The sequence below is a fragment of the Paenibacillus sp. J22P165 genome, from assembly GCF_059692015.1.
On record NZ_JCAUAP010000004.1, the window covers coordinates 197122 to 215307 of the forward strand.

Genomic DNA, 18186 nt, shown 5'->3' on the forward strand with positions numbered 1-18186 from the left:
GTTTTTTGTTCGGGCATGTGATTTGAATCACTGCTCATTCATGTATAAAGAGTTACACTATGGAGAGAGTAGGTAAGAGATTTTCGAACAAGCAGAAACGTAGAGAGAGAAAGGGAGGATTACTATGTTCTACTACTGGTCAACGGGGATCATATGTTTGATTTCTTTGGTTGCGACGTTATACGTAGGATTTTCGAGGAGAAATCAAGAAACAAACGATAATTATACCAAAAGTACGGTAAAGAATTTAAACGGATTACTTGTGTTGAATATCCTGTTTGTTATCGTGTTTAGTCTATTTTTGGTCTATTGGATTTGGTTCAGATAGTTGAACCTATTTCAATGAAATGATGCCTTGAAAAAACGGGCGGTCAAGGATAATCTTATATCCTTGACCGCCGTTTTTTATTCCTTAACTGCTCCAAGTGTGGCTCCTTGAACAAAATATTTTTGTATAAATGGATACACCAGAAGAATCGGCAGCGTCACGAAAATGATCGTAGCAGCTTGTAGAGTTTGAGAATTATAGGCCATCGCATTCAAGTTAGCGGCCAGATCCGTGTTCACCATCGTTTCCCGCAGTTTGAGCTGCAGCGGATATAGGTTGGGATTACGGATAAATAAAATAGCATGATAGAACATGTTCCAATAAATGACGGCGTAGAATAACCCCATTGTTGCCAGTGCCGGTTTGGAGAGGGGGATGACCACACGGAATAAAATGCCGTAATCGGTACACCCGTCTATACGGGCAGATTCCTCTAGCTCATACGGCAACTGCTGAAAAAAGGTACGCAGAATGATTAGATTGAATGCGCTGATCGTGGAAGGAAGGATCAATACCCAAATGCTGTCAAGCAAGCCGAGAGACTTGATCGTCAAGAAGTAGGGGATCATTGGTGCTTGGAAAATCATTGTAAACACAATGCCGACCATAATCGTATTGCGAATGCGGAAGTCTTTTCGCGCTAGCGGGTAAGCCAATAAGGATGTAAATAGTAGGCTAAGCAGCGTACCGACCACGGTAACAAAGATATTGACACCCAACGAGCGCCACAGATCTACTTTTGCTAGAATATGCGTCCAAGCGGAGCTGGTGATCTCAACGGGTAAAAATTGTACCTGATGGGCATCTACGGCTGCTGGATCGCTCAGCGAGATCGCAAATACGTGAATAATAGGTAGAATCATCGTGACGGACAGGAGGAGCAGCACGATATAATTGATCATGCGAAAGCTAGTTTCTCCCAGACTGGACTTCATATTAGAACAACCCCTGTTGTGTTGTTTTTTTGGAAATGATATTACAGCCATACAGCAGAACGAAGCCCACAATGGATTTGAACAATCCTACTGCCGTAGTGAAACTATATTGCCCTTCCAATATGCCTGTTCGGTATACATACGTATCGATAATATCTCCAACAGCTGTGGTAGACGGTGTAAGAAGCACATAAATGTGATCAAACCCAAGCTCAAGGAAATTCCCTATTTTCAGCAGCAATAAAATAATAATCGTCGGCAGCAGCGAAGGTAATGTGATGAACCAGATTTGCAAGAATCTATTGGCCCCGTCAACTCTGGCCGCTTCATACAAACTCGGGTTGATGCCCGCGATAGCCGCCAAATAAATAATAGCTCCCCAACCAATCTCCTTCCAAACGGAAGAAAGTACAACAATGGTACGGAAAAAGCTTTCTCGCTGCATGTATAAGACAGGCTCCGCTCCAAACCAGGTTCGAAGCGAATTGACGAATCCGCCTAAGGAGAGTAATTCAAAGATTAGACCGCCCACAATAACCCAGGATAAAAAGTGAGGTAAATAGAAGAACGTTTGAATCGTCTTTTTCAGGAACATCACGCGTACCTCATTTAATAAGAGGGCTAGAATGATGGGGGCAGGAAATCCGAACACGAGCTGGTACGTGCCGAGCACTAGCGTATTCTTGAGCACAACGACAATGTTGGGATACGTAAACATAAATTCAAAATGCTTAAGGCCGACCCACGGGCTTTTCAATATGCCGTTTAGAATTTGAAAGTCTTGAAAAGCGATAACCGATCCGAGGAGTGGAACATATTTGAATACAATAAAAAAGAGCAATCCAGGTAAAACCATCGTATACAACATCCATTGGGCTCGAAATGTACGAAAGGCTTTCTGGGATAGTGTTCTTCGTTGGCTTACTCTTACTTCCATATGGTTCTCGTACATGGTGCCTCCTTCTCATTCACTAATCACAGGGCTTGATAGGAAGGGGAAGGGCTCCTGCTAGAAACCTCTCCCGCTCTAACTTACTTCTTGCTCACTTTCTGATACCACTCATTAGCACGTTTGGTTACCTCCGTTCCGCCGGATTCATTCCATTTTTTGACTAACTCATCGAACTTCTCAATCGGCCATTCACCGATAATAATGTTTGCCATGTATTGCTGGAACAACTTATGGGTCTTGATATCCGCGAAACCGTCATAAACACTGATCGGCATGCCATCACCTGCAAGAACTTTGGTCGTTTTGTTAATCCGGTCGTACATCTCGATCATGTCTTTATAGCGGGTTGGATATTTAATCGTAAGCTCGGCTACTTTGGATTTGTAATCAAATGTGCTGACGGATGCGGAGAAAATCGTTTTGCGCTGTGTCCAATTTTCCGTTGTATCTTTTTCCGGTAAATATTTCTTTTTACCGTTTTCCATCACGAAGCTGTCGTTCTCAAGTCCGTAAGAGTTAAAATCAACACCCTCCGGCGTGTAGTAAAAGTCGAGATATTTCAATACCGAAGCTGCTTTAGCTTCCGCTTTTTTTGGAATGACCCATTCCACGAATCCGAACCTTTTCAGCGAATAGAAGCCGTTATAGCCATTAACTTTAGGAACGGGCACCATGGTGAAATCTGCATTTGGATTTTTCTTTCTTAAGCCCTCGTAGCCTCCGACTGTGATGGTACTATCTACGATATGATAGAAGGCACCTACCGTATCGTTCAGGATCTTACCGGTCCAGACCTCTTGTTTATTGAGGAACGTTTCGTTATCCAGCAGCTTTTCCTTGTACAGATCTCGAGCGAACTTAATCGCTTCTTTCATATTAGGCTGAATCCCTGAATATTGAAGCTTACCGTCGATTAAATCCCATTCTGGATAACCTTCCCACATCGCCACCCCATACATGGCAAAAATATGATCCATCCATCGGCCTTGTTCGCGTCCGCTAGTTGGAATTTCATCCTTTTTCCCGTTGCCGTTAGGATCTTTATCCCGGAAAGCTCGAAGCATTTCAACAAATTGCTCCTGTGTCTCAGGGAGACCCAGTCCGACGTTCTTCAACCAGTCCGTACGTAAAATCAAACCACGGTTATTCGTATTTTGCAGGGAAGGAATGTAATAAATCTTGCCGTCTGGGGAAGTGGATCGAACGATATCCCAGATTTCCTTAGGGAAGTACTTCCATAAGTTTGGCGCATATTTGGGCAGCAAATCATCGAGCGCTAGAGCACCGCCTTGTGTGATTAGCGTTTGCTCAACACCGTTCATCGGTCTGATAATGTCCGGCAGATCACCGGATGCAATCATTGTCTGGAGCTTTTGGGCATAATCCGCTCCACCGCCCCAAGGTGCGGTTTCATAAACAGGCTCGATCCCGAGCTGCTTAATGAAATACTGTGTATATTTATTGTTAGTATCAGGCATAGGTGGATCAATCGGCCCGCGGAATACCCTTATTTTTTCCACCTTTTTTGCAACTGCAGTGCTATTTGTTGGTGCAGGAGCATTATTGCTGCATCCTATAACTAGCGATGTCGCAATGACAACTAGTGTTCCGGAACTTGCCCAACTTCTCCAACGTGATTGCTTCATACGTCAACCCCTCTTCTGTTCTTTTGCTCGATACACCTGTATCATAAGATTATTGGAACGATGCTATCAATAGTTGAAAACGCTTAAATATAGGCCAATTCGCCAAACCAGACGCCAATTATTGTTTATGCATATCCGCTGTTGGAATGGAATATTGCTCGTAGACCTCATGACGGCTGTATATTTAATGAAGAATACTTATAATGTAACTAGAGGTTTCATGTAACGATAGCAATGTTGATTTGACGATAAGTTGAGGCATCTAGAAAGGGGGAACGGCCTGTTGAAGATGATGAAAAGCTGGTATGACTACTTTCATTCTAACCGAAGTTCACGACTCATCCTTCTATTAACGATAGGCATGTTCATTATCATTACGACAGCAGGTTCGACCTCCTATGTAAGCAGTAAGTCTGTGTTGCAGGGTGAAGTCAGTGAGCCACAGATTCACCTGCTCCGCCTCGGAATGGAAGCCGTCAATAACTCGATCAATACAGCAGATCAAATCGGCGTTAATATTTTATTATCGAAGTTGACCTATCAGTTTCTGAATCCCGTATCGGATATGCAGCAAACGGAAATTGCCCACTTGGTCGAGTATCTAGACAATCTTACCGTGTCTCCAGCGGTTGAGGCTGTCATGATTTATGATCTTGTACGTCAACGAATTGTCGGCAGTACCCCTTATGGCTATAGTTCGCAGCTGTCCAATCTGTTTGACACGGGTTGGCAAAGTTATATTGCTGATTTAAATCCCAGCCGCTTCACGATCGTTGACAGGACGAAAAGCAGTCAATTCGGCACGGAGCAAAAAATAGAAACCATTACCTTGTTCAGACCGGTGGTACGCGAGGATGCCATCGTCGGAGTAATCATGGTCAATATTAATAAGAAGAAGCTTTTTGATAAAATATTTGAAAATTACACTTCACAAACGGACGCATCCCGATTTGTTATCGATAGCAACAATCATATTATTTATGAGACCAACAATCGAATTCTATCACAAGATCAGATCGCTTCGGCTATTTCGCAAAATAATAAAATGTATTTTGATTTCTCCGATGACAAGGAAACCTATCTCATTTCCCAGGTGTCTTCGGATATAACAGGATGGAAATTCGTCTCTATGATTACCCAGCAGCGACTATTGCAGAAGGTCAGCACCATTCGGAATGCCGTGTTCGGATTATCGATTATTTCCATTATTGCGGGAATGATCGGCATCATTATTACGCACTATATTACATTCAAACCAGTCCGCAGAATTAGGCATTTGCTTTTGGCAGGTCAAACACATCCTACGAATTTGGAAAATCGTGATCTGGAGGATTACTTGGTGAAGTTGACGACGGATTTGTCCAATGTGTCGAGCTTAGTCAAGCACAATCGCAGTGAGCTGCACGCCAAATATATGCATGATTTGATCGCTGGTCGAATGAGTTCTTGGGAGATGAAGGATCGTTGGCATCGCCATTTTACAGATTGGACGGATCAATCGTTGTTCACCGTCCTTATATCCATCGATAAGTATTATCAATGGACTAGCTCTTACAACGAGGAAGACCAGAACTTGCTTTGGTTTGCCATTAAAAATGTAACAGAGGAAATAATGAGCACCCACTGGAGGATTGCCCTCGTTGAGCGTGATTTGAACTTGCTTTTAATTGTGCAAAAAACGGATGAAAGACAACATATTCAAATGCTGCGGGAGGACTTGTCCCATTTAGCGGATACGATTCATAAGCTGATCCATGTGGAAGTCTCGGCAGCGGTGGGGAATGAATTTGGCGATTATGTAAACTTGCGCAATAGTTGTTTCCAAGCGGAGTTGGCGTTGACCTACCGGCTTTATAGCGGGTATTCCAGTATTACTCTCTTCAGTGAACTGGAGGAACCTGCGGACAATAAAACGATTGACCCTTTATGGAAAAAGGATTTGTTGACCTGCCTAGAAGGGGGGAACGAAGAAATTGCCTTCAAGCTGTTGGATGCTTTGAAACAATTTATGAAAGAATCGCTCGTGTCCCCAGCGGAAGCTATTTCTTTTTTTCAGCAATTGATGGATGGTCTCGTTTCGCATTACGGCGAACAAGGTCTTGCCAAGCTCAGTATCCTGCGAAGATATAATAGTTTTTGGTTTAAGACGATGCATCTCGATGATATTATCCAAGTTTTTATTCAAGTCTATCAGGAATCCTCACAGTTATCTGAGCAGCGCTCGAACAGCCGGGATTTTCTGGTTGTCCAACAAATGGTTCATTATATGAAGCAGCATCTTCATGAAAATATTGGTGTTTCGGAAATTGCGGATTCTGTGGGGCTGAGCAAGTCTTCGGTCAACAGCATATTCAAACAGGAAATGAACCGGACCTTATATGATTATTTGACCGAATTGCGTATGCATGAGATTGAAGCTCAATTGGAAAGAACTGATTTGAAAATAGCGGATATCGCCGTTAAGGTCGGTTATCAAAATGAGAATAGTCTCATCCGCGCTTTCAGAAAACATCGCAGCATTACACCAGGGCAATTCAGGGAAATGGCCAGAAAACAGCAATCCTCCGATTCATCAACGTATATACAATAAAGCCGATTTAAAGAGATTGGACGATTAGAGGATTCATTCGTGGATCTGACTATTGTTTCTACAGTCTCTTTTTTTTATCTTAGGAGTGTTACCTCTGTTGTAAAAGGAGTTGATTTCCAATTAAGTGGGTTCACTACGAGATTACCTTTAAGTAAAAAAGAGGAGGCTTGTTCATGACATTTAACATGCATGAGATTGTATCCAAAAGAACAATTAGTCTTATGGTAGGGGCCGTCATGTTACTAAGTGTTGGCAGCGCTTTCGCGGGTTCACGTACAGCTTTCGCCGCAGCCATCAATGAAAACTTCAATGCTGGGACGACGGGTGCCGCACCATCTGGCTGGACCCTTACGGGAACTGGCGGCACTGCGCTTGTTGCCAACATACCGGACAGTACGAATAAAAGCTTGAAATTAACGGATACCAGTACGTCACAAAAGATTGAAGCAGCCAAGTCTTTTTCCGTATCCGGCGATATCTATACGGTCGAATTTGATGTAATGTCAGCGCAAACAAACATGCTCAGTGCTTTCTACCTGAGTGGCAATGCTGGGCTGCAGGCTGTGACGGTTGCATTTGACGAAACCGGTCAAGTGTACACGTATTATGGTGCGACTAAGACAACCATACAAGCTTATGCAGCGAATACGTGGTACCATGTCAAAATCGTAGCCCGAACCAGTGACGATACCTTTGACTTGTATATCGATGGCGTACTGAAAAGCGCTAACCAAAGCTTGAAAAATGCTGTAAGCTCTCTGACGGACGTCAAAGTTTCCACGGCTACCGCACAATCCGGAACTGTGTACTGGGATAATATTTCCGCCGATGCGGTTTCTGCACCTTCCAGTGAGTATGAGGACTTAAGGAACAAATGGCGGAGTTTTCTGACAGGAGGGGTTTATTCGACTACGGATTCTGATATTGCGGCGCAATTGACAGTTTTGACGACTACGGCATCCAACTATCAATCTACAATGAATACCTCAACAGGCCGCACATATTTGTGGGCCGATCTAGATGATGGCACGACTTCTGTGGCCAATACGCAGTCAAGTTATATGACGTTATCCTACGAGCGCTTAGAAGCGATGGCCTTGGCCTATTCTTCGTTCGGCTCTAGTCTATATCACAATAGCGGACTACTAGCGGATATCATCGGAGGTCTCGATTGGCTGTATGCCAACAAATACAATGAAACCAAGACCAAAACAGGGAATTGGTTCGATTGGGAGATCGGAACTCCACTGACACTTAACAACACGACGACACTTCTGTACGATCAACTTAGTTCCACGCAAATTACGAACTATATGAATGCGGTGAATCAGTTTTCGCCAAGCGCGACAACCGCTAATGGCGGAACGGCCACTGGGGCCAATCGGGTGTGGAAAGCCAAGGTTGTTGGCATTCGGGGTTTTCTTGTCGATAGCAGCACCAAAATCGCGGCTGGACGTGATGCGCTTACGCAAGTGTTCGACTATGTAACGAGCGGTGACGGTTTTTATACAGATGGTTCGTTCATTCAGCATACAGGATTTGCCTACACAGGTGGCTATGGCAATTCACTATTGCGGGAAATCGTTCCCTTCATGTATGTACTGGATGGCTCGACATGGGCCGTAAACAGCACGAATTCACAGAACTTGTACAAATGGGTATATGACTCGTTTGAGCCTATTATTTATAAAGGCGCTATGATGGATATGGCCAGAGGGCGTGGCATTTCGAGGCGCGAAACCCAGGACCATGTTGTAGGTAATGAAGCGATTAGCGCTATCCTGCAGCTGTCTCAATTCGCTCCATCCCTTGATGCGGCTAAGTATAAAAGCATGGTGAAGTATTGGATACAGCAAGATACATACCACAATTATTATGCCAACGCTGGCTCCATTTATCATATTAGCAAAGCCAAGGAAATTGTGAATGACACCGGTGTCACTGCAAGAGCGGAACTGATTACGACCAAGATCTTCGCGTCCATGGACCGAGCGGTGCATCTGCGCCCCGGGTTCGGTTTTGCTTTAGCCATGTCCTCTAGTCGCATTAAAAACTACGAATCCATTAATAGTGAGAACCTTAAAGGCTGGTACACAGGGGACGGCATGACTTATTTATATAATCATGATCTTGGACAGTACAGTGATGAATATTGGGGGCTTGTGAACAAATATCGGCTTCCAGGAACAACAGTAGACACACAGACCAGAACAAATTCCTCCGGGCAAGGCTATACAAGCAGCAAAAATTGGGTTGGCGGGACGACGAACGGTTCTTATGGCGTTTCAGGTATGGAGCTGGATAGTTATAACAATACACTTACAGCCAAAAAATCATGGTTTATGTTTGACGATGAGATCGTCTCGTTGGGGGCCGGAATCACGAGTACAGACAACAGGACGATAGAAACAACGATTGAAAACCGTAAGATTAACAGCACGGGAAATAATGCTTTAACTGTTAATAGTACAGCGAAATCAACTTCGCTATTTTGGTCTGAAACAATGACCGGGGTCAATTGGATGCATCTTGCCGGCAATGTATCTAATTCTGATATCGGTTATTATTTCCCTGTTTCAACAACGGTTAAAGGCTTACGTGAAGCGCGAACTGGCACGTGGGCAAGCATGAATACGTATGCCAAAAGCATTGACAATACATCGCTGACCCGGAACTTCCTAACCTTATGGATGGATCACAGCACCAATCCGGCAAACGCAAACTATGCCTATGTGCTGCTTCCGAACAAAACCAGTACACAGGTGAGCAGCTATGCCGCAAGTCCCGACATCACGGTGCTTGAAAATTCAACCAGCGCTCAGGCGATAAAAGAAACAAGCCTGAATGCGGTAGGTGCTAACTTCTGGACGGATACGGCTGCAACTATTAATGTCGATGGTTCCGCGTTTGTGAGCAGCAACAAGAAAGCATCCGTTCTTACTGTAGAATCAGCTAACGATATCGAGCTTTCGGTCTCTGACCCGACGCAAGCGAATACAGGAACAATTCAGCTCGAAATCAATCGAAGTGCAAGCAGTCTTATATCCAGTGATGCTGCTGTTACCGTCACTCAGTTAAGTCCGACGATTAAAGTCACAGTGAATGTCAGCGGGGCAAAAGGCAAAACGTTCAAAGCCTTATTTGATAAATAGAAATCGGGGAAAAGGGAGAAAGACGATATGGTCGTATTTGAACAGATCCAATTTCATAATGTAGAAGAGCTGGAACCATCCGCTACCTTCTCAGGGCACATCTTGCAGCGTTATCCGAAGGAAGTACGCCACCGGCTTGGACGTTCTGGCGACCAAAGAGGCCGTTTCATCGCAGCCATGTCAACAGGCTGCGAAATCCGGTTTGTCACCGAAGCACCGGTTATTCGGATTACCTTATCCGCACCCATCACAGGAGGAGATATCGTCGTGTACAACGGCGATTATGTCAACTCTGTGCACCAGCTTGAGCCGGGCGTACCGAAAACGCTCCACCTGGAAGTGCCCGCAGAGTTTGCTGGCGTGCGCCCCGAAGCGCTGCGTCAAGAGGGGCGCTTCTCACCAGACGTGTGGCGGATATTCGTCAGCCGCAACTATCTAGGCGGGCCTGGATTCCAGGTGGCGTTTCATGAACTGGATACATTTGGGCATGGACACCGACCGCCACTTACCAACGAAATCCCAGCTCGTAGATGGCTTGCCTATGGGTCTTCCATTACGCAAGGATCAGGCGCTACGCTGCACCATCAGGCTTATATTCAACAGGCGGCTAGAAGGCTGGGCATTGATGTACTGAATAAAGGATTAGGTGGAGCCTGTATATGTGAGCCGGAAGCGGCCGATTTTCTAGCGGCTCATAATGGTTGGGAAATCGCCACGCTGGAATTAGGCGTTAATATGAGGGGACATTTTACGGTCGAGGAATTTACGGGGAGAGCGCGTTATCTTGTCGAACAAATAGCGGTCAATCATCCTGGTAAACCGATCTTCCTGCTAAATATGTTTCCGAATAGCTCAGACTTTTTACATGATGCCTCTCATCCGTTGACAGTAGCAAACCGCGAATTCCGAGAGGCGCTACGAAGCATTCATCAGCATCTCCATCTGCCGAACGTTCATTTGTTAGAAGGGGAAACGATATTGACGGATTTCTCCGCATTGGCAGGAGATCTCATTCATCCATCGGATTATGGTCATATTCTGATGGGTCAACGATTAGCTGAGGAAATGCAAAGTCGCTTGTAGATGACGAAGTAGACCGATAGACAAAGCACCTTTATCCCACAGCATACTGTGCGATAAAGGTGCTTTTCTTTTTTGCTGATCACGTTTTTTTGCGCCGTATGGCGCTCGATCCGCTATGCAAAAAAACAAAACCACGAAAATATCGAAGATTTACATCCTTTTCGGCAACCCGCTATGATAGGGCTATCCGATCGGGGAGTGACCAACGCATGATAAAAAGAAATAAGGAGATAGTGGAGATGAAGCTGGTCTTCCGTACGATCGTCCGGGATCGTGTGCTATATATCATGATGATTCCTGGGCTGCTGTTTTATTTGATATTCAAGTATGTGCCAATGTATGGCTTGTTGATGGCTTTCCAAAACTATTCCATCTCTAAGGGGGTTTGGGAAAGCAAGTGGGTGGGGTTTGAGCACTTTCGGGCGTTCTTCGATTCCCCGGATGCAGCGTTGCTCATTCGCAATACACTCGTTTTGAATGCGCTAGAGCTGCTGGTTGTCTTTCCGGCGCCTATCCTGCTGGCTGTTCTGTTCCATGAGCTTCGCTTCGCTCTATTTAAAAGGCTGGCACAGACGATAAGCTATTTGCCGCATTTTATTTCAACTGTCGTCATCTGCGGCATTATCGTTAATTTCTTGTCACCGTCTACCGGCATCGTTAATCATCTGCTTCAGGCGCTTGGAATCAAGCCGATTATGTTTCTCGGGGAATCGCAATGGTTCCGTCCCATCTATATCGCATCCGAGTTATGGCAGAAGGCCGGCTGGGACACGATTATTTATTTGGCGGCTATCGCTGGGGTAAATCCTACGCTATACGAAGCGGCTAAGATAGACGGAGCGAACCGTTGGCAGCAAATTCGCCATGTGACGCTTGTCGGAATGATTCCAGTGATGATTATTTTATTCATTATTAAAATTGGTCACATTCTCGAACTGGGCGTTCAGAAAATTATTCTACTCTACAACCCTCTCGTCTACGATAAAGCAGATGTCATCAGCACTTTTGTGTACCGAAGAGGGCTGCTAGACGCTGATTACAGCTTCGCATCGGCAGTCAGCCTGTTCCAATCGGTCATTGGGCTGATTCTGGTGGTCGCTTTTAACCGGCTGGCACGGAAATATTCGGAGACAAGCTTATGGTAGCGGAGGGGTGAACCAATGAGAATGAAGACGAGCTTTGGATCTAAACTTTTTGATGTATGTAATGTGCTCGTAATGATTGCATTAATGATTTTGATGGTATACCCGTTTCTCTACGTGTTTTCGGCTTCCATCAGCAATCCAAGTTTAGTCGTCAAAGGGGAAGTAATCATGTTCCCCAAGCAAATCACGCTGGAAGCGTATCGGCTCGTCGCTAAGGATCCTTATATCTGGATCAGCTATTACAACACGATTAAATATACGGTACTGCAGACGCTGCTTACGCTTATCTTCACGGCCATGCTAGCCTATCCGCTAGCTAAAAAAAGACTGCTTGGCCGGCGCACGATTATGCTGCTTATCGCCTTCACGATGCTGTTCAACGGGGGACTCATACCAACGTTCCTTGTGGTGAAGCAGCTCAGTTTGATTAACACAACATGGGCTCTAATTATTCCATCTTTAATCAGTACGTGGTACTTATTTCTGATGCGAACGTTCTTCGAGGGAATTCCAGATGAGCTGGAGGATGCGGCTACAATGGACGGCTGCAGTGCGCTGGGTGTGTTGTTCCGGGTTGTCCTTCCTTTGTCTGCACCAATTATGGCGACTGTTGCCTTATTCACGGCAGTTGGCCAGTGGAACTCATTCTTCGAAGCACTTATCTATTTGTCTGATAAACAAATGTATCCCTTGCAGATTCATCTGCGCAATATCGTCATTTCCAGCTCCGCAGCATCGCAGGTGTCAAGCAACCAGGATGCCGATGTGTACATTTTGGAGACTATAAAGTACTCCACGATCATTTTCGCGACGCTGCCGATTTTACTTGTGTATCCTTTTATCCAGAAATATTTCGTACAAGGAAGCATGATCGGCGGCATTAAAGGGTAGAAACTACTGAAGCGGGGCTTAAATTAGCATATAATTGATTAGGGGAGGTCTATGTAAAAATGGGCAAAGCAATCAAATGGCTGGCCGGCGTCACCGCCGTTGCCGCAACCGTTACACTGATCGCAGGTTGTACAGACACAAAGGAAGCGACACCGAAGAAAGAGGCTGCAGCGACTCCGAATGCGCAGAGCAATCCTCGTACTGGGGGACTGAATTTACCTCTTAGCAGTACGCCGGTGACGTACAAATTCCTGATTCGCGAGGTGGCGGATATTCCCGTCAAGAATGACTGGCTCGTTCTGAAGGAGCTAGCTAAGAAAACAAACGTAAACATTCAGTTTGAACCTGTCCCATCGACGGGCTACGAAGAGAAAAAGAAGCTGCTTATCGCGACCAATAACGTGCCTGACTTTTCCTTAGTGAACGAGACGGATGCGCTCAAAGCAGGTCCTGATAAAGTGTTTCTGAATTTGAAGCCGTATATCGACAAAGGATTGATGCCCAATGTGAAAAAGCTGATGTCCGAAATTCCGGATATTACAGCTGTGACGACGGCAGGGGATGGCGGCATTTATTCGTTGCCAGGCTTGAGTGAGCCGAATTGGCTGAGCTATTCCTGGATGATACGCGACGATATTATGAAGGAACTTGGCCTGCAGGCGCCGAAGGATACGGACGAACTGTATCGCATGCTGAAGGCGATGAAGGAGAAATATCCGAAATCATTCCCACTTATTACACAGAATGCTGCGGCAGCCGGCTCCAACGTGCCAAGTTTGTTTAACGTGTTTACAACGATGTTTACAGAAACGACGTCTGCGCTGGGCTATAATCCTTATAATAAGAAATACGAATTTGCTCCAAGCCATCCACAGTACAAAAGCATGCTGACGTACTTAAACAAGCTGTATACAGAAGGGCTGCTCGATCAGGAATTTGCCATTATGAAAACGCAGAACTGGGAGCAACGGGTGCAGTCAGGCACTTCCTTCATGACCTATTACAATAAAGGCCGAATTGATATCTTTACTGACGCAGCCGTGAAGGCTGACCCGAACGCGAAATACAACATGGTTGGCATGACGCCTGTGGCGGCACCTGGCATGAGACCCTTCCAACTGATAAAAGCGAAAGTGAATGCTCCCGTATCTGTCGCGCTATCCGCTAATATTAAGAATCCGGAAATTGCTGTACAGTTCTTCGATTATCTTTACAGTGATGAAGGATCGGATATTTACATGCTGGGTGCAGAGGGCGTTACTTATGAGAAGGTTAACGGTAAAGCACAGTATTTGCCGGCATTTGGAACGATTCCGACGGCCATTCAATCCAAATTGAAAACGGAATTTGGGGTTCGCTATAACAACTTCCCAATGATGAATTATGTCAACAAAGGCAGAGATGCGGAGCCTCCGATGACGAAGAAACTACAAGAGCTCGAAGCGATGAACGCTAAGTCGGCGATCGATCCTTCTCCTTCCGTGGTCGCGACAGAAGCCGAGCTGAGCCTTGAGAAGTCGAAGCTTCCGAGCCTTGAGAAGTATATTGAGCAGAAGCTGACTGAGTTCGTTATGGGCAAAACGCCAATTACGGACGCTGCTTTGACCGATTTTATCGCTCAGTGCAAAAAGCTCGGAAGTGATGATCTGATCAAGATGTATAATGAGCAGCTGCTAAGAGCAGTGAAGAAATAGGCACTTTATTAGGTGTCTAGGAACGAAAGGAACCCGGAACATGTGGAAAATGAGAAAAGGCCGGATATTCTGGAAATATTTCTCGAGCTACATCATTTTGATCTTACTGCCTGCCATTTCCGCGTGTTTCCTAATCTATACGTACATGGTAAGCATGATGGACAGCGAGGTCGAGAAGTCGGACCTCCTTATGCTGCAAAGCTTCTCGCAGAGCACGGACAAAATGCTGTTCAACCTGCGAGAAGATATGGTTCAGCTGGCAGGCTCCTATTTCGTCAGCAAGTTCAGCGAATACGGAGCAAGTCCGCAATCGGTTGATCAGGTGGAGCGGGTGGATACGATCAAAGAAATCTACCGGGAGCTGGCTACAATCGAGAACGCCTATCAGCTCAGCCATGCTTTTCTATATTTTCCAGAACAACAGCTTGTCATTGATAAGAACGGCGTGTCTCCTAAGGACACGTTTTTCACTTATCGCCATGTGTACAAGGGGTTGTCCGCAGCGGAGCTGACCAAGTTGTTCACCGGTAAACACCGGATGACGTTCACCCCTAAGCTGAATATTCAGCGGTATGATATTTTGAACAGAGAGGTGGTAGCCTCGTCTCCGGGCGTCAGTCTGCTGATGAGTTATCCGATCGCTTCCGACACGCCGGAGGTGTATTTGGTTGCAGATCTTCAAGGACAGTCGTTGCAGTCCGATATTACGCTGGAGGCTGATCTTGGCAAAGAAACGGCGATTCTGGACGTGGCCAATCATTCCGTTATCGCGATGACACCAGGTTATTCGGAGATGAGCGTCCTGCAGGTAGAGAATCTGGTCGCTGCGAACGGACGTGGCTCTGGCATTGTGGAGCTAGGCGGAACAAAGGTTCACGTCTCTTACGTCAGCTCAAGGTTGAACAATTGGTACTACGTGACGCTAACGGAGCTAGCTGAGCTGCGCAAGTCCGCGAATCTGATGCGGACGGCCTCGATCTGGTTTTTGTTTGGCTTCACGGTGATTGGGCTGGTGGTCTCCGGATTCTTAAGCCGCCGGATGGCGTCGCCCATTTACCGTATCAAATCGAAATTTGAGCTCATGCCCGAATACAAGCAAGACGCACCGGATGGAGCGCAAGATGAGCTGCATATGATCTCGAAATGGTCTAATCATCTACTGAATCGTAGTAGTGAGATGGAGGTCACGCTGCGGGCGGTGGAGCCGATTATTCATGAACATTTTGTCGGGAAAATTGTGACCGGAGAGTGGCGAAATCCCTATCTAGTTCAGCAGTACGCGAAAGAGATTGGCTTTAATTTGTACGAAAACGTACCTAAATGCGTGCTGATTATTGAGCTGCTCTATGATGTGAATACGCATCGTACGACGAGCGTTAGCGAGAAGACGCTGCATAGCACAGAGCTGCGCAGCAAAATCGCAACCGCTTTGCCCGGGCGTATCTGGTTCACGCAGCCGACGGAAACGCAGCTTGTCTGCGTTATTCGGCTGATGCCGGAAGGGGGAAGCGGCACAGAGGATGCGCTGCTCATTCAGGAGATCTTACAGCCGTTCGCGGTCTATTTCCGAAGCGTCATCTCGCTTGGGGCTGTCGCGCACCAGCCGCAGCAGTTGTACGAATCGTACTGCCAAGCGGCAGATCTGTTAGAGAATAAGCCGGTATCACAGCTGGAACATATCTTGACGGGTGAAGGCTTGAAGCATGAGCGAAGCTCTTTTGACGGCTGTCTGACCCAACAAGAGCTAAGCCGGATCACGAATCTGGTCAAGACCATGGATCGTCCTGGACTTGTCCGATATTGCTGTGAGCTGCTGGACGAAAGCGTCCGGAAGCAGTATTCACTGAAGGAGACGAAGGAGCTCGCACGGGATATGCTCAACGCTTTTATCCGAGAAGGGAGCATGGCAGCTAGCGTCGAGGTCAATTTGGAGACGTATCCTGCGCTGCTGGAACAGTTGTCCATGTGTGTGGAACTGGAGGAGTTCAAGCTCGTCTTCTCAGAAGCTTGCGGAACGATGCTGGCTGAAGCGGAGAGCAAGGAAGAACGATCGTTGCTGCTGGAGCAGGTCACCTCGTATATCCACGAGCACTACGCGGAGAATCTCGGGCTCGAGCAGTTCGCGCGCCAGCTCGGCATGTCCATGGGCCATTTTAGCCGTATCTTCAAGGACTATACATCGGAGAAGTTCGTCGATTATGTCGCCAGGGTTAGGTTGAATAAAGCGAAAGAGCTGCTGAAGGAAACCGAGTTGAACATGGAGGAGGTTGCGGGGCGAGTCGGGTTTATTTCCGCAACCTCGTTCATTACGACGTTCAAGAAGTACGAAGGCATCACGCCAGGGAAATTTCGAATGCTTGTTTAGTTGGTTAGGCGTTACTAATAAATGAAATAAGTTGAACAGAGGTGAAAGGTTATGCCAGTACACTTTGATGTTAGTTATTGCACAGAGATGCCGGAGACACGTGTTTTGGATTTATTCTTACCGGATGGGGTCAAGAATGGCGCCGCTATTCTGTTCATTCATGGCGGCGGATGGGCCAAGGGAGACAAGGGGCAGTTCCGCGATGTCGCAGCTTGGTTTGCGGAGCACGGCTTTGTGTGCGCGTCGATGAAATACCGACTGAGCACAGAGAAGCCGTATCCCGCCGCCTTGGAGGACGCGAGGCTGGCTATGCAGTATATGCGCGTCCACGCAGACGAATTAGGCTTCAATTCGGCGAAGATAGCATCAGCCGGATCATCGGCTGGCGGCTACTTGGCTGCCATGCTGGCGTTGATCCAGCCGGACGATAAGCTTGGACAAACGGCAGAGTTGGTTATGACGGATACACGTCCGAACGCGGTAGCCCTCTACTGTCCGGTGACGACGCTGCATGTGGACAGGGAGTTCGTCTTGAAGTTTATGGCTGTCCCCGAATCGGACGCGCCCGAGCGGTATCTCGAAGGCTCGCCTATTGACCGGATATCGGGAGGGGAACCTTCATTCCTTATCCTGAATGGGGATGAAGATCATACGACGCCTCTGGCGGAAGTTCGCGCTTTTGCCGAGAAGCTGCTTGAGGCAGGCTCACGCGCAGAGGTGATTGCTCTGCCGGGCGTGAAGCACGGCTTCAGCTATGGCATTACATCGGATGCGCAGCAGCGGTCCATACAGTCGATTCTGGCTTTCCTTCAACATGAGTTTGCGCTAGGCTGAGGGACTGGCAGGCTGGTTAATCGATAAGCTCGAGTAAACTTTTAGAGGCAGTCTCCAAAGTCACTTTTGACTTTGGAGACTGCCTCTATTTTCGTTAATGACCTGTGAGTAATCAACCTACTTACCGCAATCTAACTGGATTTTCTCCGTCTATTTGAAGCGAAATCCTTGAACTCGAAAGGTTAACTGTATTTTCTGTAGTTAATTTCCTTCGATTTGCTCGATTATTTCAATTGCATACAAATTAAATGTACTTTCTCCATCTATTCATGAAAACACGTCAGATTCGAGGAAATTAGCTGTAGTTTATACATCTATTCATGAAATCGTAGTCTCTAAGCGTTCGCAAGTCTCAAACCGCCGCGTCTCTATATTTTTGAAAGGTTTTGTAAATTTGCACAGAAGCGGCTGCAGCAACGATTGCAAGAAAACAATGCCGCCAAAAAATTGAAGATTTACATAAGATTCCTGCTATCGCTATGATGGGGCTAACCGGGCGCGTGCGGTAAAAAGTGGAGCATAAGACGCGTTCGTTCCCCGGAAGTTAGAGGAGGTGGTGGATCACACTTAG

11 protein-coding genes are annotated in these 18186 nt (G+C 46.4%); 8 read left to right on the top strand and 3 right to left on the bottom strand.

Annotated features, from left to right (window positions below; genetic code table 11):
* Positions 1–405: 405 nt before the first annotated feature.
* The 3 genes from AC58QM_RS11310 to AC58QM_RS11320 all read right to left on the bottom strand — a co-directional run bounded on the left by AC58QM_RS11310 (position 406) and on the right by AC58QM_RS11320 (position 3861).
* Positions 406–1263 (bottom strand): carbohydrate ABC transporter permease, encoded by an 858-nt coding sequence (locus AC58QM_RS11310; RefSeq protein ID WP_497283919.1) that lies wholly within the window; start codon positions 1261–1263, stop codon positions 406–408.
* Position 1264: 1 nt separating this feature from the next.
* A complete protein-coding gene (locus tag AC58QM_RS11315; protein WP_497283921.1) occupies positions 1265–2215 on the bottom strand; it encodes an ABC transporter permease in 951 nt (316 codons plus the stop codon).
* A gap of 80 nt (positions 2216–2295) precedes the next feature.
* Positions 2296–3861: an extracellular solute-binding protein gene (locus tag AC58QM_RS11320; protein WP_497283923.1), complete on the bottom strand. Its 1566-nt coding sequence runs from the start codon at positions 3859–3861 to the stop codon at positions 2296–2298.
* A gap of 289 nt (positions 3862–4150) precedes the next feature.
* On the opposite strand from AC58QM_RS11320, the gene AC58QM_RS11325 reads away from it, so the two are divergent.
* The 8 genes from AC58QM_RS11325 (at position 4151) to AC58QM_RS11360 (ending at position 17615) form a co-directional block, all read left to right on the top strand.
* Positions 4151–6451 carry an AraC family transcriptional regulator gene (locus AC58QM_RS11325; protein ID WP_497284461.1) on the top strand — a complete coding sequence of 767 codons (2301 nt, stop codon included), beginning with the start codon at positions 4151–4153 and terminating at the stop codon, positions 6449–6451.
* Between the two features lie 173 nt (positions 6452–6624).
* Entirely contained in the window at positions 6625–9603 is a 2979-nt protein-coding gene (locus tag AC58QM_RS11330; RefSeq protein WP_497283925.1) for a polysaccharide lyase 8 family protein, read from the top strand.
* Positions 9604–9630: 27 nt separating this feature from the next.
* Positions 9631–10686: an SGNH/GDSL hydrolase family protein gene (locus AC58QM_RS11335; RefSeq protein ID WP_497283927.1), complete on the top strand. Its 1056-nt coding sequence runs from the start codon at positions 9631–9633 to the stop codon at positions 10684–10686.
* A gap of 239 nt (positions 10687–10925) precedes the next feature.
* Complete coding sequence (locus AC58QM_RS11340; RefSeq protein ID WP_497283929.1) at positions 10926–11831, top strand: ABC transporter permease; 906 nt, start codon at positions 10926–10928, stop codon at positions 11829–11831.
* A 15-nt stretch (positions 11832–11846) separates the two neighbouring features.
* Entirely contained in the window at positions 11847–12722 is an 876-nt protein-coding gene (locus tag AC58QM_RS11345) for a carbohydrate ABC transporter permease (RefSeq protein ID WP_497283931.1), read from the top strand.
* A gap of 59 nt (positions 12723–12781) precedes the next feature.
* Positions 12782–14416 carry an extracellular solute-binding protein gene (locus tag AC58QM_RS11350; protein WP_497283933.1) on the top strand — a complete coding sequence of 545 codons (1635 nt, stop codon included), beginning with the start codon at positions 12782–12784 and terminating at the stop codon, positions 14414–14416.
* A gap of 40 nt (positions 14417–14456) precedes the next feature.
* On the top strand, positions 14457–16781 hold the full coding sequence (locus tag AC58QM_RS11355; protein ID WP_497283935.1) for a helix-turn-helix transcriptional regulator: 2325 nt from the start codon (positions 14457–14459) through the stop codon (positions 16779–16781).
* 51 nt (positions 16782–16832) lie between these two features.
* Complete coding sequence (locus tag AC58QM_RS11360; protein ID WP_497283937.1) at positions 16833–17615, top strand: alpha/beta hydrolase; 783 nt, start codon at positions 16833–16835, stop codon at positions 17613–17615.
* The last annotated feature ends 571 nt before the right edge of the window (positions 17616–18186 follow it).